18 protein-coding genes and 2 tRNA genes are annotated in these 24,606 nt (G+C 34.9%); 12 read left to right on the top strand and 8 right to left on the bottom strand.

The features are described 5' to 3' along the window. Nucleotides 1–27: 27 nt before the first annotated feature. On the bottom strand, nucleotides 28–537 hold the full coding sequence (locus K6119_RS18870; protein WP_221834721.1) for a DUF1573 domain-containing protein: 510 nt from the start codon (nucleotides 535–537) through the stop codon (nucleotides 28–30). A 28-nt stretch (nucleotides 538–565) separates the two neighbouring features. After that, nucleotides 566–2,188 carry a S41 family peptidase gene (locus tag K6119_RS18875; RefSeq protein WP_221834720.1) on the bottom strand — a complete coding sequence of 541 codons (1,623 nt, stop codon included), beginning with the start codon at nucleotides 2,186–2,188 and terminating at the stop codon, nucleotides 566–568. 31 nt (nucleotides 2,189–2,219) lie between these two features. On the opposite strand from K6119_RS18875, the gene K6119_RS18880 reads away from it, so the two are divergent. The 4 genes from K6119_RS18880 to K6119_RS18895 all read left to right on the top strand — a co-directional run bounded on the left by K6119_RS18880 (nucleotide 2,220) and on the right by K6119_RS18895 (nucleotide 7,266). Continuing rightward, nucleotides 2,220–3,008 (top strand): L,D-transpeptidase family protein, encoded by a 789-nt coding sequence (locus tag K6119_RS18880; RefSeq protein ID WP_221834719.1) that lies wholly within the window; start codon nucleotides 2,220–2,222, stop codon nucleotides 3,006–3,008. Nucleotides 3,009–3,088: 80 nt separating this feature from the next. Beyond that, a complete protein-coding gene (locus K6119_RS18885; RefSeq protein ID WP_221834718.1) occupies nucleotides 3,089–4,108 on the top strand; it encodes a hypothetical protein in 1,020 nt (339 codons plus the stop codon). Further along, on the top strand, nucleotides 4,071–6,356 hold the full coding sequence (locus tag K6119_RS18890) for a hypothetical protein (protein ID WP_221834717.1): 2,286 nt from the start codon (nucleotides 4,071–4,073) through the stop codon (nucleotides 6,354–6,356). Before K6119_RS18885 ends, K6119_RS18890 begins: the two co-directional genes overlap by 38 nt. 67 nt (nucleotides 6,357–6,423) lie before the next feature. Further along, on the top strand, nucleotides 6,424–7,266 hold the full coding sequence (locus K6119_RS18895; RefSeq protein ID WP_221834716.1) for a 1,4-dihydroxy-2-naphthoyl-CoA synthase: 843 nt from the start codon (nucleotides 6,424–6,426) through the stop codon (nucleotides 7,264–7,266). A gap of 25 nt (nucleotides 7,267–7,291) precedes the next feature. Here the strand turns inward: K6119_RS18895 and K6119_RS18900 are convergent, their stop codons facing one another. The 4 genes from K6119_RS18900 to K6119_RS18915 form a co-directional block, all read right to left on the bottom strand. Continuing rightward, complete coding sequence (locus K6119_RS18900; RefSeq protein ID WP_221834715.1) at nucleotides 7,292–9,127, bottom strand: hypothetical protein; 1,836 nt, start codon at nucleotides 9,125–9,127, stop codon at nucleotides 7,292–7,294. A gap of 147 nt (nucleotides 9,128–9,274) precedes the next feature. Continuing rightward, nucleotides 9,275–9,358: transfer RNA gene (locus tag K6119_RS18905), tRNA-Leu, on the bottom strand. A 71-nt stretch (nucleotides 9,359–9,429) separates the two neighbouring features. After that, complete coding sequence (locus tag K6119_RS18910) at nucleotides 9,430–9,870, bottom strand: hypothetical protein (RefSeq protein ID WP_221834714.1); 441 nt, start codon at nucleotides 9,868–9,870, stop codon at nucleotides 9,430–9,432. 96 nt (nucleotides 9,871–9,966) lie between these two features. Next, nucleotides 9,967–10,039 (bottom strand) — tRNA-Lys (locus tag K6119_RS18915). A gap of 149 nt (nucleotides 10,040–10,188) precedes the next feature. Between K6119_RS18915 and K6119_RS18920 the strand changes: the two genes are divergently transcribed. Then, nucleotides 10,189–10,704: a shikimate kinase gene (locus K6119_RS18920; protein ID WP_221834713.1), complete on the top strand. Its 516-nt coding sequence runs from the start codon at nucleotides 10,189–10,191 to the stop codon at nucleotides 10,702–10,704. Here the strand turns inward: K6119_RS18920 and K6119_RS18925 are convergent. Together K6119_RS18925 and K6119_RS18930 are read right to left on the bottom strand one after the other, a co-directional pair. Beyond that, nucleotides 10,687–11,262: a hypothetical protein gene (locus tag K6119_RS18925; protein ID WP_221834712.1), complete on the bottom strand. Its 576-nt coding sequence runs from the start codon at nucleotides 11,260–11,262 to the stop codon at nucleotides 10,687–10,689. The genes K6119_RS18920 and K6119_RS18925 overlap by 18 nt on opposite strands. After that, entirely contained in the window at nucleotides 11,262–11,969 is a 708-nt protein-coding gene (locus tag K6119_RS18930) for a hypothetical protein (RefSeq protein WP_221834711.1), read from the bottom strand. The genes K6119_RS18925 and K6119_RS18930 overlap by 1 nt, the downstream gene beginning before the upstream one ends. A gap of 101 nt (nucleotides 11,970–12,070) precedes the next feature. Here K6119_RS18930 and hisS point away from each other — a divergent pair, with 101 nt between their 5' ends. The 7 genes from hisS (at nucleotide 12,071) to K6119_RS18965 (ending at nucleotide 24,581) form a co-directional block, all read left to right on the top strand. Beyond that, nucleotides 12,071–13,405 carry a histidine--tRNA ligase gene (hisS, locus tag K6119_RS18935; protein ID WP_221834710.1) on the top strand — a complete coding sequence of 445 codons (1,335 nt, stop codon included), beginning with the start codon at nucleotides 12,071–12,073 and terminating at the stop codon, nucleotides 13,403–13,405. 6 nt (nucleotides 13,406–13,411) lie between these two features. Further along, nucleotides 13,412–14,890: a histidine ammonia-lyase gene (gene hutH, locus K6119_RS18940; RefSeq protein ID WP_221834709.1), complete on the top strand. Its 1,479-nt coding sequence runs from the start codon at nucleotides 13,412–13,414 to the stop codon at nucleotides 14,888–14,890. Nucleotides 14,891–14,893: 3 nt separating this feature from the next. Next, nucleotides 14,894–15,400 (top strand): hypothetical protein, encoded by a 507-nt coding sequence (locus K6119_RS18945; protein ID WP_221834708.1) that lies wholly within the window; start codon nucleotides 14,894–14,896, stop codon nucleotides 15,398–15,400. Between the two features lie 38 nt (nucleotides 15,401–15,438). Then, nucleotides 15,439–16,104: a hypothetical protein gene (locus K6119_RS18950; protein ID WP_221834707.1), complete on the top strand. Its 666-nt coding sequence runs from the start codon at nucleotides 15,439–15,441 to the stop codon at nucleotides 16,102–16,104. Between the two features lie 3 nt (nucleotides 16,105–16,107). Beyond that, entirely contained in the window at nucleotides 16,108–16,698 is a 591-nt protein-coding gene (locus K6119_RS18955; RefSeq protein ID WP_221834706.1) for a hypothetical protein, read from the top strand. Then, nucleotides 16,699–17,205 (top strand): GNAT family N-acetyltransferase, encoded by a 507-nt coding sequence (locus K6119_RS18960; RefSeq protein ID WP_221834705.1) that lies wholly within the window; start codon nucleotides 16,699–16,701, stop codon nucleotides 17,203–17,205. Nucleotides 17,206–17,300: 95 nt separating this feature from the next. Beyond that, nucleotides 17,301–24,581: a M43 family zinc metalloprotease gene (locus K6119_RS18965; RefSeq protein WP_221834704.1), complete on the top strand. Its 7,281-nt coding sequence runs from the start codon at nucleotides 17,301–17,303 to the stop codon at nucleotides 24,579–24,581. Nucleotides 24,582–24,606: the final 25 nt, after the last annotated feature.

Raw genomic sequence — 24,606 nt, forward strand, 5'->3', positions numbered from 1 at the left:
TCCGTTTCAATTAATACATTTCTTCAATTACATTGCGTCCAATACTTTGGCTGTAATCTCTAAGTAAGTTTCTCTTGGTTCTGTGTTAGCGGTAACAGTAATTTTCTTGGTAACTGTTTGTCCTACCTGACCACTTTTAGGTCTAAAAATCACATCCATTTCACCAATTCCACCTGGAGGTATTGGTTCTTCAGGCTTATTAGGAATTGTACATCCGCATGAAGCTTGTGCTTTGTCAATTACCAAAGGAACTTCACCGGTATTTTTAAACTTGAAAGTGAATTTATTATCACTTGGATAAAATACGCTTCCGAAGTCGTGTTTAGACTCAAAATACTCAATTGAAGTTGTTTCCATACCTTCAATTTTTGAATCCTCAGGAATAAATACACTTTGATTTCCTCCATCAGATCCTGCATCATTAGGGTTGGTATTACCAACAACTGATGAATTATCTCCTGAATTGTCTGAATCACTGTCTCCACCACATGCAGTTAGCAATAAGGCTGAGAATACATAAATGAATCCTTTTCGCATTTTAAACGTGTTTTTGTTCAACTCAAAATTAATAATCTAATCCCAATTCGTTAATGGTCTTATTTTCGATTAGCTCTAGACCTTTGATGAAAATTTCATTTTCTGTAGCATTATAAACCTTATAAAACTTAGAGAAATCCCACAAGTTGGAAGCCATTCTAGCTTTGATCAATGTGTGAATAAGTTGTTTGGAAGTATTATAATCTTCTTCAATGTATTCAATCTCGTTTTCCTTTACATCCTTCCAAAAAGCTTCTAATACATCTCCTTCAACCTTGAAATTACTATCAAAATCTTCAAAGGTAGGGTAGGCTTTATTCAATAAATCTCTATGATCATCTACATAGTTAAATGAGAATGTGTTGAATATCCCTTTTCTACTGATTTTTCTATACATCTCAGACATTTCAGAAGTGTCAAGAGGAACAAAAACATCTGGCATAATACCACCACCACCGTATACAGTTCTTTGTAATTTAAGTGTTTTAAATTGTAAAGAATCTGGTAGTTTAATGCTGTCTTTGTGCATGAATTCCCCATTTAAATAGCGGTTCAAATAATCATCTCTGTATGAATCATAACCGTCATCATAAGGCTTTTGAATAAATCTTCCTGAAGGTGTGTAGTATCTGGCAACTGTAACTCTCACAATTGAGCCATCAGACAAGTTGTAAGGTCTCTGAACCAAACCTTTTCCAAAAGTTCTTCTTCCTACTACTAAAGCTCTGTCCCAATCTTGTAAAGCACCTGAAACAATTTCAGAGGCAGAAGCAGAATTTTCATCTACCAAAACCACCAATTTGCCTTTTTCAAATTTCCCTTTTTTACTTTCGTGATAATGACGCTTATAGCTATTCATGTCATCAGCTATATATTCATTTCTTGGTTGAGATCTACCTTCAGAATAAACAATAAGCTTGTCCTTATCTAAGAATTCATCAGCCATATATTTAGCTACATGCAATAATCCTCCACCATTTCCTTGTAAGTCAAGAATAAGGTTTTTCATACCCAATTCTTTTAAATCATCAATCGCCTGTGCTAGCTCATCTGGCGTGGTTCTGGCAAAACTGGTTACTTTGATATATCCTGTCTTATCAGTTGCCATATATGAAGCAGCAACACTGTACAACGGAATTTTATCACGTCTTACATCAAAAGTTAAAAGTTCTTTTTCCTTCTTTCTTTGAATTCCAAGCACTACCAAACTTCCTTTGTCTCCTAATAATCTTTCACGGACACCAGAATTTTGTAATCCTACACCTGCAACGTTTTCACCATCAATTTTGACAATTTTATCTCCTGCCTGAACGCCTACTTTTTCACATGGTCCTCCTTCAATTGTGTTTACTACAATTAACGTGTCATCCATTATCTGGAATCTAATTCCAACACCAACAAAACTTCCGTCAATTCTTTCGTTTGAACTTTTAACTTCTTCTTTTGGAATTAAGTAAGTATGAGGATCTAATTCCTTTAACATGGCAACAATTGCCGCATCTGTGATTTTTGAACCATTAAATTCATCCACATAATAGGAATCTAAATACCCAAAAACCTCTTCAAATTTACCTGTTGTTTCCTCCTCTTTTTGTTGAGCAAATGTGCTGATTGCCACTACACTCAATATCCCTAACAATGTCTTTTTCATTTATGTTACTTTTAAATCTCTCTTGAATTATATGATCAGAATCGATAATTTGTATGCTATGATCTTCCTAACGAAACTACCAATAAAGTTATTACTATTTTCCGTTTTCTTGTTGAACGGCTTCAATAATTATGCCTCATTTTTGGATGATCAGCTCAAGTATTCTCGTGTAAAATCAGCTTATACAGAAAAGAAACCGATCATCACTGAAAAGTTAACGAATATGGACCTTAAGTTAAATAATGTTAACGTCCTGATTAAGGCATATAAGTACGAACAAAAAGTCAAAATCTATGTCAAACATAAAGACAGTACAGTTTACAAATTATACGATCAATTCATTTTTAATTGTACCAGTGGAGATTTAGGACCTAAACGTACGGAAGGCGATTTTCAAATCCCTGAAGGATTTTATCATGTCAACCATTTTAATCCATACAGTAATTTTCATCTTTCTCTTGGTGTTTCTTATCCTAATAAATCTGATAAGCTTAAGAGTACCGCCAAGAAAAAAGGAGGAGCAATTTACATGCATGGTGGATGTGCTTCTATTGGATGTATTCCTATTGAAGACGAACCTATCAAGGAGGTTTATGTTTTGTCTGTATTAGCCAAAAATAGCGGCCAATCACAAATTGGGATAGATATTTTACCTTTTGAATACACCAAGTCTAAATTTGATTCAGCTGTTTTGCTTTATCCTGATCACAAAGATTTTTGGGCCAATTTATTTGAAATAGAAAAGACCTTTGATGCTACGAAAAAAGAGAGCAAAATAGGAGTCAAAGAAAATGGTGATTACTACATTATAGGCTCTTAATATCAAATTGGTCTCAAATAATAATCTCAGATCAATATTTCCAATGCTAAGGTGATCTAAAAACATTAAAATAAGTAGTATTGAAGTTGAAAATGAGAAACTTCAGTATTTACATATTTCTGCTATTTCTTTTTGCTTGTCAATCAGGAACAAAAGATACTTCCGACAAAGAGGTTGAAAGGGGTTTTTATCATTGGAAAACAGAAGTTGATTTCAGTCAAAATCAAATTGACTTTTTAGAAGAAATTAATGCCAGTGTATTGTATGTGAAGTATTTTGATCTTGTTTGGAATGGAGAAGAAGTAAGGCCTGCAGCTTATGTGGATTTTAAAACAGAAGTAAAGCAACCAATTGTGCCTACTGTTTTTATAACTACAGATGTCTTTCAAAATATAGATTCATCTGAAATTAGAAACATTGCGATAAAAACGCATAAAACAATTTACAGTTTAAATCCGGATGGAAATGAGATAGATGAAATTCAATTTGACTGTGATTGGACCCCATCCATTAAGGATAAGTACTTTCTGTTTTTAAAGGAGTTTCAAGCTATTCATCAGGGCCAAATTTCTGCCACAATCCGATTGTATCAATACAAATATCCTGATTTAAGTGGGGTTCCGCCTGTAGACAAGGGAATGCTGATGTATTATAACATGGGAGATTTTAAGTCATATTCAGAAACAAATTCAATACTCAACAATGAAATTGGAAAACAGTATTTGGGATTTGGAACATATCCAATTAAGCTAGATGTGGGTTTACCTAATTTTAAATGGAGCTTACTTTTTAGAGAAGGTGAGTTTTTTCAGATTTGTCCCGACTTTACTGAAAATCAACTTAAAAACAATGATCTCTTCATGCAAAAAATGGAGAATACTTATATTTTTAAAGCCGATACTGTTTTGTTTAACACCTACTTTAGATTTGGTGATGAACTGAGGTTTGAAAATTGTGATCAGGAAGAATTAATCAAAGCAGCCAACCTATTAAATAATGAATTGAGTCAGGACAGTATTAGGGTTCTGATTTACGATTTACAAGCATATACACCTAACGATTATGAAAAGATCAATACTGTTTTTAGCACTTTTGAGTAGCACCTTTATTGCCAAGCCTTGTGCCTGGGGTCCTGAGGGGGATTACATAAGATTTTGTCTATTTAGTCAGGACCTGGCCGGAGGAACAGACATGAGTGATTTGTTCTATAGTGCACACCAGTTTAATTGGTATAAAGTGGATGAATATAGTGGGCCAAATGAGAATTTAAATGAGTGGTACAACTACTTTGAAGGCAAATTCACTATAGCTGATATCGATATGGTGATCTATGATAAACCAAATCAAGACAAGTATAAAAACAGTCCATTGATTAAGCATTTTGAAGACGGTAGAAGTGCCGAAGCTGCGGAGTATATTCGATTTTCTAAATTGCTTGAAGAACAACTGCGAATTGATTACTGGGAAGAAAAAGAGATGGATTTGGAAGGAATGAAGCAGTCGTTAGACCTGGCAGTAAATAGATATAATTCTGTAGTAGACGAAACAATTAAATTGAGATATGCTTTTCAAGTTGTTGTTATCAGTTACTATTTAAACAATGAGAAAGTTGTTGAAGAATGGTATAAAAAGGTGATTTTGCCTTATCCAAAAGAGAGTGTTATCAAAGTATGGGCAGAGTTTTACTATGGTAACATGAAGGATTATGATGACAGATTTTACATTTTGTCAAAAGTATTTGATGACTCAAAATCTAAAAACAGATACATCTTTCAAAAATTTCCAGAAAACAGAGATCAACTAAAAGGAGTATTACAAAAGTGTCAAAACAACAAGGAAAGAGCAGCAGTATTGAGCATCTTAGCGTATAAAAATCCTGCGCGCGCAAATGATCAAATCCTTGAAATAGCACAGTTAAATGCCGGAGATGAATTGCTGGATATTTTGTTTGTAAGGGAAATAAACAAATTAGAAGATTGGTATTTATCAAGAAAACACCTCGGAATGGGGCCTGGGATCAATACATGGAATGATGATGTTTTTGGTTTCATTGCAGATAAGAATTTTGAATCAGATAAAACTTATTTGAAAAAATTTAAGGGGACGGCTCAGAAAATAGTGGATTCTTACACTGTTGATAATCCGGCTTTATGGCATGCTGGTATTGCCTATATGGAGTACATGTTAGACAATGAAAAAGGAACAGAAAAAAGCTTGAAAAAGGCATCCAAATTGGCTAAAACTCCTGAAATGAAAGGTCAAATTGCTGTTATAAGTATGTTGAGCAGGGTTAAAAATCAGGCAGATTGGTCTGAAGGATTTCAACAAGAAATTGCAGATGGACTAAAGGAAATAGAATCTTACAAGGATCATTTATATGACTTTCAGCGATTCTATGCTCAAATTGTATTAGCTATCTCAAATAAATATATGGATGAGGGAGATTTGACTTTAGCGGCTTTATTTAGAGCCAAGGTAATGGGGCATAATTTAAATTTTACTTATCAATACTGGGGTGAAGAAGAAAGTCCGTATCAAGCATTTAGACTTTTGGATGCAAACGCAAACTCAGAGGATATGACTGCATTTTTTGATTTTTGGAATAAGCCAAATAAAACAGAAATGGAAACATGGTTGATGAAAGGAATGGAACCTTGGAGATGGAGATTTATGGATTTGTGGGGAACATCCTTTTTAAGAGAAGACAATCTGCAAGCAGCATATGAAATTTATCAAAAAATTCCTTCAGAGGTTTGGTATTCAGATGACGCAACTTACCATTATTACTATAAACAAGAATTGAGAAATGATCCTTTTGAAACTAATATGATTGGACGTGGGTATGGAGGAAACAAAACAGGAAGTACATATACCAAACCTGAGTTTGTTAACGAGATAATGGCTTTAAAGCAACAACTTGAATCAGGAGAAGGAAACAAATCTTATATCGCCTTGTTGTTAGGTAATGCCTACTATAATATGACTTATAACGGAAATTCATATTATTATACAGAGTATTCTTGGGGATATGTTTGGGGTGGATATCATGAGTCTGAAGGCACTAGAAATCAGGATTATTATTACAATTCTGAACGAGCTTTAAAATATTACAAGTTGGCCGAAGATTATGCACCAAATGATGATTATGCCGCTTTTTGTCACCGTATGCAATTAAAGTGTTTAAGAGATAAAGCTTACCATGATGCAGATGGCTATGAAGAGTACAAAAAGGTAAAGAATTATCAGGGTGATTTATGGGAGAATTTCGTAAAGAAATATCCTGATCATGCAGAAAAGTTGCAAAACTGTGATCACTATTTACATTACTCACAAGCTTGGAAAGGGTAGAATTAAATGAAGAATCCCAACTGACAAATTCGATTCTTACTACATTTGTCTAAAATAAATTTAGACCATGTCAAAACCAGAATGGAAAACTGCCATAGAATTTGAGGACATTACCTACAAAAAAACAGCTGATGGTGTTGCCAGAATTGCTTTTAACCGTCCGGATGTTAGAAATGCGTTCAGACCTAAAACTACTAGTGAGTTAATCAGAGCTTTTCATGATGCACAAGAAGATACCAGTATTGGAGTGATTTTACTTTCTGCAGAGGGACCTTCTTCAAAGGACGGAGTGTGGTCGTTTTGCTCAGGAGGAGATCAAAAAGCCAGAGGCAATGAAGGATATGTTGGAGAGGACGGTTATCACAGATTAAATATTCTGGATGTACAAAGACAAATCAGGTTCATGCCTAAAGCTGTTATCGCGGTGGTTCCGGGATGGGCTGTTGGTGGAGGACATAGTTTGCACGTAACTTGTGATCTTACATTAGCAAGTAAGGAACATGCAATTTTTAAGCAAACTGATGCAGATGTAACAAGTTTTGACGGTGGTTATGGATCTGCGTATTTAGCTAAAATGGTAGGTCAAAAAAAGGCTCGAGAAATATTCTTTTTAGGTCGTAATTATTCAGCAGATGAAGCTTTTCAAATGGGAATGGTAAATGCTGTTATCCCTCATGATGAATTAGAAGATACGGCTTACCAATGGGCTTTGGAAATTTTGGCTAAATCTCCAATTTCAATCAAAATGTTAAAGTTTGCAATGAACTTAACAGATGATGGAATGGTTGGACAACAAGTATTTGCGGGAGAGGCTACAAGATTAGCTTACATGACTGATGAAGCAAAAGAGGGGAGAGATGCATTCCTTGAAAAGAGAAAGCCAAATTTTGATAAAAAGTGGATTCCTTAGTAGAACTTTGAGTTTCCGGATTTAATTATCCATCTATTTCAATAACTTCCAATTGTCTGGTATTACGCATTAATCTTACCCAGATGATACGACCATCAGATGTTTTAACAAAGTCGTTTCCGTCTCTGTTGATTCCGCTATCAGGCATTTTGCAAGACTTTTCTCTTTCGTTTACATAATACGAGTTTAAATCTTCAGCCATAGTTTCACGCATAGATTTCTCATTAACATACATGTACTTTTCTTCTATGCTATTAACCAATCCTACATTGCTGTATTTAATTTCATTGTAAACCAAAAGTAATCGGTCTCCAACAACGGCAATTTTACCATTGGCTTCTTCAATGTACTTGGTTTTTGTCATCTGGGTGACTTCCACATCTTCCCCTTCTAAACTGCATTTAACTAGAAAAATATCGTTCATTCCTCTATTGGCTGATCTTGGATTGGGATCATGATTAGTACGTGCGTTTTCTTCAGTTTCTAAGGCGATATATAAGCTACCATTCCAAACTATTGGGTCAGAAATATGGCTGTCTGCTGTGTAATTGTCACCTAGTATTCCTTTAAACGGAACCAACACCTCATGCCAAAATGAAGTAGTGTCAGTAGAGTCTTTATGGATCGTTAAATTCACTTTAGACAATGATAAACCTCTTGGGTCGTTATCACCAATGCTGAACAAATAAGCATCATCCTTATGTCTTACAGACTTCATTGCAAAACAATGGCTGACGTGAAATAAGTCCTTTTTTCCTTTTTTCAAAAATCCGGTTGTAACAGAAAAAGTCTTGTAAGCTCCCTCCTGAACGAGGTTAGAAATTCCAAATCTCTTTTCAGATGTTGCATATACAATTCCTATAGAATCTGCTATTTCAAGACAAGCGCCGTCTCTTGAATAATAGTCATAAGTTTGACTTCCCGGAAATTTTGTATTGTCCTTTTTAAAGAATGATTGCGTATAAACTAAATCTCCGTTTGCCTTGTGTTTAGTCAGATACAAACTAGGGTAGATGTCATATCTCATCATATTATAGTCATCTGATGATAATGCAAAAAATCCATTCTTTGTAGTGACAATATCATGAATCAACCTATCATAATGGTAATGGTTTTTCATTTTCATTTCCTTGTCAAGATGAATTATTTCTGAACCATCTGCATGCGCATAAGCAATCAAAACTTCATCATCCTTAGTAATCGCTACTACAGGATTGTCAAAGTCATTAGAAAGGGCAAATGGAAGTCTTACAATATGATGTTTGATGTGATCAGCAATTTCACCTTTTTGCTCAAACATTCCATGAGGTCTTAATTTAGGAACATTCCATTCAACAGTTTCTAACATACTCACTAAAGTGTCTTGTGCTGCTAAAAACTCTTTAACCGGAAAAGCAGATTTAATAGAAGCCATAAACTGAGTAGTTTCATCTATTTTATAGATAAGTGTAAGCTTTCGTAATCCTTGATTGTACTCAATTCTGAATTTCTGCATTTTCATATCAAGTACTTTATTTTCTAAACTCTCAAAGTTCTCAATTTTATAATGCTTGAATTCTTTTTTTCTAGCACTTCCGGGCTTATATTCATTTTCTAACCATTCCCAGATATCAGCTTTAGATGTTTCTCTAAACTCGTAAAGCGCATTGTTATATTTAAAAGTATAATTAAACACATAGGCTGTACTGTCAGCTCTTAGTCTGGTAAAAGAATACGTACTGAAACCATCAAGTGAAATAGTAGTTTTATTTCCGGATGCAACAATGTCTGGAACTTCTAACGAAATGGTATTGAGTTCAATACGTTTTGCATGTGAAAAAGTAATCGTTAAAACCGCTAAAAAGCTCAGTAGTAATTTCATTCAGGTATAATTGGTAAGGACTTATAAAGATATTATTTCAACTGATTTTTTGGGGCAAGTTGAAGGATATTCTTTGAACAAAATAAAAAAAGACAGATTTCTCTGTCTTTTAAAGTGCCCAGAGCGGGACATCAAGATTTATAAAAGTGCCCAGAGCGGGAGTCGAACCCGCACGCCCTAACGGACACATGGCCCTCAACCATGCCTGTCTACCAATTCCAGCACCTGGGCAGTGCTCAAAAAAAAGTCCCCAAATATTGGGGACCGCAAATATAAAATATTGTACTAATAATTTTAAACTATTAAGGATATCCTAATTCAACTTCGGCGCAATCTCCTCCAGGAATTGTAACAAATCCTTCGTAAAGAGTAACAAAGTTGTCACCTTTTACTCTCCATTTATACTTCCATTCATTATTACCGGTAAATGATTGAGGAATGGTCATTACTCCAACACCTCCACAATCACCGGCTACAGAAGCAAATGATACAGTTGCTGTTGAATCTACTATATCTCCACCAACCTCAAATCTTAAAATTGAGTGGCCAAGTGAATTCAACGAATCAGACACTTGAGGATTACACCAAAAGAAAACATTTCCGGTGTAAGCACAAGAGAAGTCTTCTGATTTGGCATCCGGATTATAATTGTCTGCTTCTGGATTTGTGCAGCCATTTTTATTACAGCTTTGAAACATTATCAATGCTCCAAACACACTTAAATAGAAAAGTGATTTTTTCATAACGTCCGAAAAATACGAATTAAATTCAAGATTTTAAAACGGAAAGTATAAGGTTAATTCAAAAAAAAACGGAAACCCTTAAGTTTCCGTTTCTTGTGATCTGGCTGGGGCTCGAACCCAGGACCCTCTCCTTAAAAGGGAGATGCTCTACCGACTGAGCTACCAGATCTACCCTGCGAGGGACGAATCCCTAATTTTGAGAGGATATTTCCTCCGTTTGCGGGTGCAAATATATAGGCTTTATTTAAATCCACAAACAAATCCAATAAATTTTATTTCGAATAATTCTTAAACGCCAAAAACTCAGTAGCTTTGAGCATGCAATTTTTTTTAATTGGTTTCATGGGTTCGGGTAAAACTAACGCCGGAAAAACTTTAGCTGAGGGTTTAAATCTTCCTTTTGTGGATAGTGATGAAGCTATTGAAGCCAATGAAAAGATGTCAATAAGTGAGATTTTTGCTAAAAAAGGAGAAGCCTATTTTAGGAAAGTTGAATCCGATTGGTTGAAAAATCTGGATGATTCCCCCGGAGTTTATGCTTTGGGAGGAGGAACACCATGCTCCGAGCAGAATATCAATCTCATTCTTGAAAAAGGCTTACCCATCTATTTATGGGTAAATGAAAAAGATTTAGCCTCAAGATTGACCCAACAAAAAAATCAAAGACCATTGATTCAAAACTTTAAAAATGAATTAGAACTGGCAAATTATATTTCTAATACATTACGAAGTAGATCTCCATACTATTTAAAGTCAAAAGTGATTATTAATAACAGCAATGACAAGAATGTAGTTCAAGAAAGACTGGTCGACTTCTTATCTTCTGTATCTTAATTTGGCTTGAGTTTCAGCACTGATTTTTGGATTGAAAGTTGTAAACTTTTTGTCCAACTTCTCTGCCATTTCCTCAGCAAATTGAACGGCCTCTTTTTGCGATTTGCAAATCTTTAATAAAAACCTTTTTCTGTGATCAAAGGTCATTAAATAGACTTCATTTTTACTGGCATCTAAATGTGTAGTAACAGACCCTGTGAGGTCAGAAGTTACTTTAGTTTTACCCAATTTAAGAATACAGATATCAGAAAAAGCCGCCATTGGAATCCATTTTCCGGATTTTATAAATAAAAATCGTTTGTGATATTCTCTCACGTAGTGAGTTTCTAAAGAAATGTCAACTCCGTGTCTAGAGGTTAAAACAAAAATTCCTCCTATTAAAAACAAAGGGCCTAAAACTAATCCCTGAGGTTCAAAACTAAGAGTGGCAACTAAACCCATTAAGGCTAATGCACCAGCTAAAAGTTGTAATCTTGGGCTAAATGATGCACCATTTTCAATCTCTATATCGGAATGATGGTTCTTTATTCCGTCGCTATCAAGTAATTCCTGATTCATTATTCACATTCGCAGCTTACACTTAAAGTTTGTACATCTGCAATTCTAGTTCTACTTTCTCCTAAAATGTACAATACTTTTAATTGAAGACCATTTAATTCTCCTTCCATTATGTAATGAGGACTTGGTTGTAATCTTGGTTGTGATTCTTCAGCATTGTAGTTTGCATTGTGATGAAATGTCAAAATAGACTCTTCTGTAATATTTAAACAATCTAATTGACATTTTGCCTCATCTAAAATCCTGAATTCTTGTAATTCCAGATTTTTAATTACTTCTATTTGAGGAAGTGCAACTACATTTTTATGTTCATTAGATAAGGTAGTGCTGCAGTTAGTTTGATTATACTCAATACCAATTACTTCTGTGAATTCAGTGTTTAAGGCATATCTGATTACTAAATCTTCGTTGTTTTTGATTCCCTCAATGTGATATTCTTTAGGCTCAACTTTAGTGTCACTTTTGCCAAACTTTACATCTCCATCATCATTCAAAAATCTATACACATCTTCATTGTTTACTCCCTGGCAATCCATAATTGCCAACACGCTATCGCCTACAACAATTTCTTTTTCGGCTAACATATTTTTAACCCTGTTTTCAGGAAGCCATGAACAGGCTCTGTTTCCAAAGAAAAAGAACATCAATACCAATCCTAAACCAAATCCGATCAGATAGTATTTTAAACGCGTTTTGAATTTCGACATTAAATGCAATTTGTTTGCAAAGCTAACTATTTTGTCGTTTCATCATTTTACTCTACTTAAGCCGACTAAAAAAATTAAATTTGTGCCTCCAAATTTTAGTTATGAGTAACAAACCATCAGTTGTAAAAGGAACAAGAGATTTTTTGCCGGATGTAATGGCCAAGAGAAATTACATCTTTGATACAATTAAATCATCATTTGTAAAATATGGTTTCTTGCCAATTGAAACTCCTGCAATGGAGACTACTCAAACTTTGATGGGTAAATACGGTGAAGAAGGGGATAGGCTTATTTTTAAAATTATGCCAAGAGGAGATAAATTGAAACAGGATAAAGACATTTCTAAATTGGCAGAAGAAGCCTTGCGTTATGACCTAACTGTTCCTTTTGCCCGATTTGTAGTGCAAAACCAAAATGAGATTACATTCCCTTTTAAACGTTATCAGATTCAACCTGTTTGGAGAGCGGATAAACCGCAAAAAGGTAGGTACCGTGAATTTTACCAATGTGATGCTGATGTAGTTGGAAGTGATTCATTGGTATATGAAATTGAATTAGTACAGATTTTTGATGAGGTGTTATCTAATCTAGGGATTCCTGATTTTTCAATCAAAATCAATAACCGTAAAATCTTAAGTGGAATTGCTGGAGTTTGTGGAGAAGAAGAGAACATCATTCCTATTACAATTGCCATAGATAAATTGGACAAAATAGGCAAAGACGGTGTGATTAAAGAATTGGAGCAAAGAGGGATTTCATCCAATGCAATAGAGAAAATAGATCCTTTGTTTGCACTGAGTGGAAGCAATGAAGAAAAGCTCAAGCAAATGGCCGATTTTCTTTCTGATTCTGAAATAGGAACAAAGGGAGTAGAGGAACTTTCTTATGTAATTGAAGAAGTAAATGCACTTGGTCTAAGTAAAGCCAAATTAGAGTTTGAAGTTACCTTGGCTAGAGGACTAAATTATTACACTGGAGCCATCTTTGAAGTAACGGCCAATAACGTAAAAATTGGAAGTATTTGTGGAGGTGGAAGATATGATGATCTTACTTCTCTTTTTGGTTTAAAAGGAGTTTCAGGAGTTGGAATATCCTTTGGAGCAGACAGGATTTATGATGTGATGAACGAATTGGATTTGTTTCCTAAATCAGCTTTGGTAGGAACCAAAGTAATGTTTGTGAATTTTGGAGAAGCGGAGCAAAAACAGTGTATGAAATATGCTAAAGAATTACGTGATCAGGGAATTCCTTGTGAAGTTTATCCTTCAGCTGCAAAAATGAAAAAGCAAATGAAATATGCAGATGACAGAAAGATTCCTTTTGTAGTAATGATTGGTTCAGAAGAATTAAAGAACGGTACAATCACCTATAAAAATATGGAATCAGGAACACAGGAAACTGCCAATTTCATTCAATTAGTGTCAGAATTAAAGTAAACCTTCATGGTACATCAAATAAATGCCGAACACTTGTCAATTGACAAAGTAAAAGAGATTATCGATCAAAAGCAACGTCTAAAATTGTCGGATGATGCTAAACAAAGAATTTTAAAATGCCGTCAATATTTGGATGACAAATTAGCCAATGGTGACGAAGTGTTTTATGGAATCAACACAGGATTTGGTTCGCTTTGCAATACTGTAATTTCAAAAGATGATTTGAGTCAATTGCAAGAGAATTTAGTGAAATCTCATGCTTGTGGTATAGGAGAAGAAGTTCCTAGAAACATTGTCAAATTGATGATGTTACTTAAAATTCAAGGTTTGTCTTATGGTCATTCAGGGATCAGTTTAGAAGTAGTTGAAAGATTGATCAATAGCTACAATGAAGATATTGTTCCGGTTGTATATCAGCAAGGGTCATTAGGTGCTTCAGGAGATTTAGCTCCTTTGGCTCACATGTCATTAATGTTGATTGGAGAAGGGGAAGTGGATGTAAACGGCAAACGAATGAGAACATCAGATATGTTTAATCTGATGCAATGGAAACCACTTACATTAAGATCTAAGGAAGGATTAGCCTTGTTGAATGGTACTCAGTTTATGAGTGCTTATGGAGTTTGGAGTTTGATTCAAGCTAAAAAATTGTCTAAAGCTGCGGATAAAGTAGCTGCTATTAGTCTTGAAGCTTATGATTGCAGACTAAACCCATTCAATGCAAACGTCAATGAAATCCGTAATCAGCAAGGACAAATTGAAACGGCCCAAGTTTTTAGAGAGCTCTTGAAAGGAAGTGAGATCATTGCACAAGCTAAAGCACACGTACAGGATCCTTATTCATTCAGATGTATCCCGCAAGTTCACGGAGCGTCTAAGGATACAATTGCTTATGCAACAGAAATATTTGAAAGGGAAATTAATGCTGTAACTGATAATCCAACCATCTTCCCGGATACTGATGAAATTATCTCTGCTGGAAACTTTCATGGTCAGCCTTTAGCGTTGACTTTAGACTATATGGGAATCGCTTTGGCAGAATTAGGAAATATTTCAGAAAGAAGGGTTTATCAATTAATCAGTGGTCAAAGAGGCTTACCTGCGTTTTTGGTGGCTAATCCTGGAATCAATTCGGGATTTATGATTCCACAATATGCGGCTGCATCTGTAGTGAGTCAAAATAAGCAATTGGCAACACCTGCTTCTGTAGATTCAATTGAATCTTCAAATGGACAAGAAGATCATGTAAGTATGGGAGCAAATGCGGCAACTAAATTGTACAGAATTGTAGAGAATTTAAAGAAAATATTGGCCATTGAATTGTTCAATGGTTCACAGGCAATTGAGTTTAGAAGACCGTTAAAATCATCTGCAGTTTTAGAAGAGATGATAGCCGATTATCGCAAAAAAGTTCCGTTTGTAAAAGAAGACAAGTATATGCATCCTGAAATAGGAAAATCAATTAAATTTATTGAAAATCTATAAGTTATGGACCAGGATTTATATGACGAGTCATTAAGCGTAAAAGAAAAAAGAGGTACTGCTCTATTAGTGTATGCAATACTTTCATGGGTGTGGATTGGAATTATGTTATTAATCCAATTGCCAAATATGTTTGGTGGAAAAATGAGTGCTGAAGAATTCAATGAGTATAAGTACACAGCATTAAAACCCATTAATGAAGATACACCTGAGGTGTTTATCAATATTATAAAACAATCAATTGAAATGGCTGAAATTCAGAATGAAAATTTCTGGATGATTAGTTTAGTATCTCTTTTACATTTAGTAATTGGTTTTCTGGCTGTTTTTATGATGTTCAAATTAAAGAAAAACGGTTACTACCTATATATTTTATACACTTTAGTTCCAATTATCTTAACACTGTTAATGTATCCAATGAATACTTTAAGCCTTTTTGCTATAATTTGGAATGCAGTAATTGGAGGTGTGTTTGTGCTGCTATATGGTCTTCAATTGAAGAGAATGAGTTGATACCAACTTTCTCACCAAATTCAGCGTTAAAATTATAAATGAAGCATTGGGTCTATATTCTTATTCCAGTATTATTCTTTAGTTGCAAAAAGAATGACAATACCATCATTTATGGATATGAATATTTTCCGGTTGATTCAGGTCATTATGTTGTATATGATGTGATTGATATTTTACATGATGATGCAGTAGGAGTGCATGATACAACTTATTATCAAATTAAAGAAGTCATTGGCGAAGAGGATTTGGATTTGGAGAATGAGACTTTTAACAAATTGTACCGATACCAACGTTTTTCAGACACTTTGGCCTGGCAATTAAAAGATGTTTGGGTTGTGAAAAAAACAAATACCAATGTTGAAGTGGTTGAAGAAAATGAAAGGATAATTAAAATGGCATTTTCTATTTCATATGATCAATATTGGGACAGAAACGCACTCAATAACAATCCCGCTCAGCAATGTTATTATAATGAAATTTACAAACCTGCTACAATAGGTGCAATTGATTATGATTCTACAGTGATTGTGGAGCATCAAGATTTTTCATCATACATAGAGTATGACAGAGAGTTTGAGGTATATGCCAGAAATGTAGGTAGAGTGCAATTGGTGAGAAAACATATAGATATTTTTAACGGAGATACTTTACAAGTTGATAAAGGAACAGAGCTGTTTTATACAGCAGTTGACTTTGGAGGATAAATTATGAGATACTTTGGAACTGTTTTGATAATGATGTTATTGGTTGCTTGTGCTAAACCCAATGATACGGTGCAGCAAAAACTGGATAACGGTGTTACTATTGCTGATATTCTTACTGAATTCCCTGTTGATAGTTTGTATGGAAAAACATACGCTCAAGGCTTGATTTACCATGTTAATACAAACACAAATACCGTTTATGTAATGTCAAAAGTAAACGTAAGTACTTCTGCGGTATGGGGATGTGCGGGAAGTACAATAAATGGTGCAGATAGTATTGCTTGGGGATACGGTAATAAAAATACCGAAGAAATTATTGCAGATTGCGGAAATTCACAAGCCGCAGCCGGTTTATGTTATTACGATAATAATGAGGGAAGAACAGATTGGTACTTACCATCAGCAGAAGAAGCTTTTTTCATATATAACAATGTTTATTTAAACGGATATGGCAATTTCTCCTCTTCAGATGAACTTTGGTCTTCATCTGAAATTGATGGTAATCAAGCTTATTTCATGAATTTTAGTTCAGGAAATTATGAGGCTGGAAATAAGAATGATTTTAAACAAGTTAGAGCAGTTCGAAAAGAATAAATGAGCACTTATATTACAGCAAGAGCAAAGCTGATTCCCTATACCAAAGAGCATATTCCGGATATCGTAAAGATGTTTCAGGAACCTGATTCTAATAAGTTCATAAGACCATTGCAAAATCAAACAATTGAAGAATGGGTGGTAAGACTCTCAAATAATGCAATTAAAAATCAAGAATTGCTTCAATTTTGGTCTGTTTATCATAAGGATACAAATGAGTTTATAGGAACAATGAATCTCAATAAATTTTCAGATACAGTTATCGATCAAATTGGTCTGCATTTGGCAAGGGATTTTTGGGGACAGGGCTATGGTTTTGAACTGTGCCAACCTATTGTTAAACATGCCTTTGAAGTACGACAATTGAAGGAATTGTTTTGGGTTTTTGAAGAAGGACATGAGGCATCTAAAAAATTAGCTTTGAAATTGGGTTTCAAGCAAGATAAACAGATGGAAGACGAGCTTTTTGACTGCGTGCTTTGGTTGTATAAATTGACTTATCCGTAGAAATACGTAATTTCTATTTTATTCATATTGAGTTGTTTGTAAAAACAATTTTTTTTCATTTCTTTACCGCAATATTCATTTTAACCCCAATCTATATGAAAAAGTTTTCATTACTTTTTGTATTAGCTGTATTATGCATACAAGCATACTCTCAAGAATTTTGTGGATCTGATTTTTTATTAAGACAAGTTCGAAAGGACAGTGTTAAATTTCAGCAATATCTGCAAGAGCAACATAATGTTTATGCGCCGTCTAAACCAGGTGGTTCTACAGGTCAAAACAAAAATTATGTGCAGGCAAATACTTTTAAAGTACCTGTAGTTTTCCACATAATTGGAGCAGAGACTTCTGAAGCTGGTCAAATTTCGCACACTGAGATTTTAAATCAATTGGATATTTTAAATCAAGGTTTTGCCAATGCATTAGGATCTACAATCCCTGTGGCTGATGACGCACAAATTGAATTTTGTCTGGCACAAAATGCGCCTAGTGGTTTAAGTTGGGGAGATTTGAATAACTCAACACATGTAACTGAACCTGGTGTTACCCGATATGCAGATCCTACATCTGCTATGTTATCTGATAATCATAATCAAGAAGTAAATTCTCAATATGGTTTAAATGCACTTACAGGTACAGTTTATTTTAATCCTCAAAATTACCTAAACATTTGGGTGGTTAATTACATTTCAGAATATGAAAATGCTGGAAATGAGCTATTAGGTTATGCAACAAGTCCAAATGTATTACCCTTTTTACAATCTATTCCTTTAGATGGGATTGTAATGCGTTCGGAGGCATTCGGAATGAACTCTAGTAACGTAAATTATAATCAAGGTAGAGCACTTATTCATGAAGCAGGCCACTATTTTGGATTGTATCACACTTCAGAAGCTGAAAGCAGTTGTGAAGAGTATACCGGTAATTTAGATTGCCATACACATGGTGATTGGTGTTGCGATACACCCCCCACCAGTACAACAAATCAAGATGATTGCAACAATTTAATAGGAACAAATTCTTGTCCTGATTTGGTGGGTCCACAGTTGGAAGATATGATTGAAAATCACATGGATTATGCGTTTGATAATGCAAATACATGTCGAAATACTTTCACAGACGATCAAGCAAGTAGAATGCATCAAACGATTATAAATTACAGGTCGAATCTTGTTTCTTATTCTAATTTATTGACAACTGGAGTGCAGTGTACTGTGGCAGGTTTGAACCCTATAATAAATGTGGCTCAGCCTGGTAGTGTAACTCAAATATGCGTAAATGAACCAATAGGATTTAGCACTTTCACGGCGAGCGGATATTTGTGGAATTTTGAAGGAGCAACGCCAAGTACATCAACTGATCTTCAACCAACCAATATAGTGTGGGATACACCAGGGGTTTATAATATATCTTTAACAGTATATGATGGTAATGGAGGTTCGGCTACTTCTGCACCAATGCAGATTTATGTTACAGATTGTAATCCAATACAAAGTGAATATGGTAACTGGTATTTCGGTCGCAAATCGGCAGTGAGCTTTGGTTCTGGATTTGCTGAAGATGCTTATTCACCAACTATGTCTTCTTTTGAAGCTTGTGCATCAATTAGTGATAGTCAAGGAAATTTATTGTTTTATACTGATGGAATTTCAATATTTAATTCATCTCATGCAGTAGTAAATTCAAATAATTTAATGAATGGAAGCTGCGTTAGTTCTCCGACTTCTTCTAGTGCTCAAGGAACTGTAATTGTTCCAAAGCCACAATCTTCAACCAATTATTTTATATATACGAATAGCGATATCCCAAGTTTTACAAATCAAACAGGTTATGGTGTTAGTCAATATGAAATTGATGCTAGTTTGAACTATGTTGGGACTAATCCAACTTTCCCTACAGAGAATTACGCAACTACTGAACCTTTATTGGCAGTTCCTCATTGCAATGGAACAGATTATTGGTTGATAGTAAAACCTGTGAATGATGATCGTCCGGGAATGACAACAAGCGCAAATAATCCTAATATCAATCAATTTATTGCTAGTTATAAAATTACCAATAGTGGAATTGAGAATGTACCAGTTTTAAGTGATGCCGGGCCAAATTTTATACCTGATGCTACTCATGTTGATGAAACATCAGGATGGACTGGTAAAATAGCTGTTAGTCCAGATAAAAAATACATTGCTTTTACTGAATCTACATCTGATAATACTTCGCAGACGCATCTTTATTACTTCAATTGTGAAACAGGACATCTTGAATTTATCTCTTCATTAGGAGATGAAGCAGGGGTAATAAATGGAGTCTCTTTTAGTCCAAATTCTAGATTTCTATATGTTGGACAAAGTTCATATATTTTTCAATATGACTTAGAAAACTTATCAGTTTGTAATAATGTTCCTCCGCATGAAAAAGTACTTTACATGCCTCCTGGTACTTTGGAGCCTCCAAGTACGTGGAACGGTGTATTTAATGGATATTCTCTTCAATTAGGGCCTGACGAAAAAGTTTATGTAGCCAGAAGAGGGTTTGCAATTCCTCAAAAGAGAATAGGTGTTATTAATTACCCGAATGAGAAATTACTCTCTTCTAATTCTAATGAAATAGGTTATAATCCAAATGCAGTTTACCTTGATAGCTGGAATGGTCCAGGTGTTCAATCATGTTATTTTGATTTGCCAAATGATATTGATGGTGACCTTGGTGCAAATTCGCCAGATTTTACATTTTGTAGTGATAACTGTGGAACCGTATATTTTGCCAATTTAGGTTGTGGTACAAATTTTCAGTGGAATTTTGGAGATTCATATTCCATCAGCGGAACTTACGGAGATATTCCTGCCGGAACAAATGATAATTTGACTTCTGGTAATTTTGAATATCCTGTACATATTTACCAAAATCCTGGAACTTATGTAGTAGAGTTGATAATTGATAATGGAACACCATATACTCAAACAATTGTTATTGATACTCCTCCAACTCCTACAATTACAGGTCCTAATCCTGTTTGTACAAGTAGTAACTTACCAAATGTATATACTGGTCCATCAGGAAATTATAGTTATTCATGGTCAGCAACAAATGGTGATGTTATAGAGCCAAATGAACAGGAAACTGGGGTTTCATGGAATAGTTTCCCGGCAACTTTAACACTTCAGATTACAGATAACAATACACAGTGTACTTCATCTCAAACTATTACTGTTACATCTACAGGTGGATTGCCTACAATAGTAGTTCCTACGGATGCTGCTTTTTGTGAAGGAACTGGTCCAATTACATTGGACGTAACTCCGACTAATGGAAATGTAAATGCGTGGTTTCCGCCTACTGATATTAGTTGTTTAGATTGTGAAGATCCTGAAGTGAACCCGGCTGTAACTACAACTTACACGGTTTTTGTAACCAATGGTTGTGGAACAATTACTCAAGATGTATTGGTAACTGTTAATCCTAATCCAACTGTTGATGCAGGAGTAGATCAATTAGCTTGTGATGGAGCAAGTGTTACTTTAAATGGCTCAGGTGCCGATCCAAATGGTACATATGTTTGGGATAATGGAGTTACAGATGGTGTTCCTTTTGTGCCAACAGTAACAACCACTTATACGGTAATTGGTACGGATGAGAATGGTTGTCAGGGGACAGATCAAGTGTTAGTAACCGTAGATGCTCTTCCTGATGTAGATGCAGGAAATGATATGTCAAAATGTAATAAGGATGCACCTATTCAACTAAATGGTAGTATTATAAACGGAACTATTGTTGGATGGTCACCTGCAACGGGACTTTCGGATCCTGGTATTTTAAATCCTATGGCAAATCCAGGGTCAACTACTATTTATACACTAACAGCACAAAACCAATGTGGTACAAATTCTGATTTCATTGAAATTACAGTGTTTCCTTCTCCTTATGTATTTCCTGTTGTTTCTCCGGGCAATCCTGTATGTACAGGTGAATTAATCACTTTGGAAGGGACTGGAGCTACCACATATGTTTGGGATAATGGAGTAACAGACGGAGTTCCTTTCAATATTTACTCTACTACTACATACACTGTTATCGGAACAGATGACAACGGTTGTACGCACGAAAATCAAATCACTGTAGAAGTTGAAAACCCTTTAGTTGTAAATGCAGGTAATGATGCCTTACTATGTCTAAACGAATCATCAGCTTATAATTTGGTTGGGTCTGTTACGGGTGGAACACCAATAACAACTATTTGGACACCTCCATTTAGTGGGAATGGTATGTTGAATACATGGGTGACCCCAACTACTACAACCACTTATACCTTGACTGCAGATAATTTATGCGGTTCATTTACAGATCAGGTTACTATTTATGTTGAAGATTTACCAACTATAGATGTAGATCCTTACTATACTTATTGTCCATTTGGATTGCCAGTGCACATTGATGCAACTATTCTCAATGGAGGTATAGGTGCGCCTTGGGATCCTGCTGACGGTTTAAGCTGCACTACATGTGTTGATCCTTATGCATCTCCAAATGAAACTACTACTTATACATTAGTAGCTAGCAGTGAATGCGGAACAGAAAGCGTTGAAGTAACCGTTTCAGTTGAGTGCTATTGTGAAGAATGTGAGCAAGTGACAGAAGATGGGTATGTAAGCTATGATACAGAACCTGGAGTGGTTTACTGTGCTGGAAATATTGAAATTGACGGTAACGTAACTTTCCAAAGCAATGAGTTTAAAATGGAACCAGGTTCAACTATTACTATTCCTTCTGGAAGCGTTTTAACTATTTATGGTTGTCACTTTTATGCATGTGAAGATATGTGGCAAGGTTTCGTAGTTGAACCGGGTGGTCAATTAGTGATGCATGGAGTACCGGGTGAACATGATCCGTATCCTGCAAGTAACTTAATAGAAGATGCTGAAGCTGCTGTTTATGTTTTAGACGGACTTGCTTCAAGTTTTCCATTGATTTTGGATATTGATTACACCACTTTTAACAAGAATTATAAGTCAATTGTCATTGAAAATTTCCAACATCAACTTTCATCATATCCTTTCAGATTTGAGAACAACATCTTTACTTGTAGAGATCTTCCTTATACACCAAATAGTATGACTTGGCCTGAAACAAATGATGTAAATACTGCATACAATGTTGGGCCATTAGCAGCTCCTTATATCAGTAATTTTAATTACCCTGATAACAACGCAAATGCTTATTTGAAATCACCGCATTTGAATGAAAAGTCGTTTAACGGAATTGAGTTGTTGAATGTAGGAACAGTTACTGATGAGGATTCTAATCCTACCTGGTATAAAATTAAAATTGGGGATACAGAGCTTGAAAAACCAAACTTGTTTGATAACCTTGTTTATGGAATTTATGCATTATCATCCAATTTTACTTGTGTTAACAGTGTTTTCCAAAAAACGAATACTGTTGGTAAAAATGTAGGAGCAGCGATTTATGGTAACTCATTAAATGAGAATAATAACCTAATTGAGGTGATACCTGGAACTCCAGACAATACTCATTTTAATAGTTTTTATGATTGTCACAATGCAATTTTAACTGTGAATTATTTTGAGCACGAAATTAGAAATTGTGTTATCAAGAGTACGCAAACAATTCCTGCAACAGCTCCTATATTGTTGCACAGAGGTTCGAGAGGTATTTACATGATTACTAACAGATACAGGGATATTCTTATCGATCAAAATAAGATTGATAACATCCAAAATCCTATTTCATTCGCTGGAAATACTGGGGCTTATGATATTGGAGGGGTGTATACTTCAACAAGTGGACAGTACTCTGGTAATATCCAAATTAAAAAGAACATTATTAAGCAGCTTGGTCAGTCTCCAGAACCGCTGGAGTATATAAGCAATGCTATTTATGTTACAAACGTCTTGTTGAGCACTTACAATCATGATATTGTGCCTAATACTTCTATTAATATTCATAGCAATGATATTTCATTTGCTCACAGAGGTATTCATATCAGAAATTGGGAATTAAGACCGGTTTATTGTGGACAGAATATCATCAGTTTATATCAAGATCCACATGATGTTAATGGTGATCCACCAACGCAATATGGAATCAACGTGGTGTATTGTGAAGAGGATATTACAGTTGTAAACAATAACGTTACAGGTACTTATAACTGGAACAATTACAATGAAAAAGGTATATGGTTTAGAGATTCTAAAGGATTATATGTGTCTTGTAATTTCACTAGAAGAACTAAGAATGGAATTGAATTTACAGGAAATTCTTATCCAACTACTTTTATCAAAAATGATATGCAAGAGCATAAGTGGGGATTTGTTTTATCTGACGGAGGTTTAATTGGGCCGCAAGGAAATTCTACTAATCCTTCAGATAATCGTTGGTTAGGAGGATGGCCTGCGGGAACATATATGACGTACATGGACAATGCTGTAGCATCTTTATCTCCATTGTATATTCAAACTTCTCCACAATATTTTAATCCAGATGGATTCTCAGGTGCTTGGAATGGAGATCCTGCTTATTATTACAGCTTTGATAACTTCTCACTAGTTGAAGTAGAAAGTGAACCTTCTATTACGCTATGTGAATCAAAAGCTGCAACCACTCTTTTCACTGATGGATATCCAACCTTAACTGATGACATGGTTGAATATATTGTTGAAATGGCAAATGAAAATCCTGCGAAAGGATATAACCTATATGCCTTTTTGTATAAACATCCAGAAATAGTTGAGCAATATAAATTAATACAGGAGTTTATGCAGAATAGTGCTTCAACAAATGTTCAATTAATGAACGAAATTGAGTTGGCATTGCTAAGTGGTAAACAGGATAAAGCAAATTCGCAGTTGATGAATTTTGTTCCTTTGAATAAAGTTGAATTTCATTTCAAGTCTTTTGTTGAGGTGTTGATAAAATATAACGAAACAGGAGAGATTACAGAGGTTGACAACAGCTATGTTCATGAGTTGGCACAATTATGTCCTTCTGATTTTGGTGCTGCTGTTTATTATGCTAGATCTTTTTACAATCTGGTGAATAAAACGAGTATCTATTTTGAAGACAATTGTGATGGAGAAACCAAGGCTGCATCAGTTGCAAGTGACTTTAAAACTTCAGATTTGTTTACACTTTATCCAAACCCTGGAAAAGGACAGTTTACCATAGGTACAAACCTTATGGCCGAACAGTTGAAAATTACCATTTCTTCTTCAAGCGGAGCAATTGTTTACACAGATACTATTGAGCCTATTGATGGGAAGTATAACTTTAATCTTGACGTGAGTAAAGGCGTATATTTTGTGAATATTGTTGACGAAATAAACAGTCGAAACGAAGTGATAAGATTAGTGGTAAACTAAAACTTCTAGTCAAATATTAATTGGA

This window comes from Paracrocinitomix mangrovi, from assembly GCF_019740355.2.
Classification (GTDB): domain Bacteria; phylum Bacteroidota; class Bacteroidia; order Flavobacteriales_D; family Crocinitomicaceae; genus Paracrocinitomix; species Paracrocinitomix mangrovi.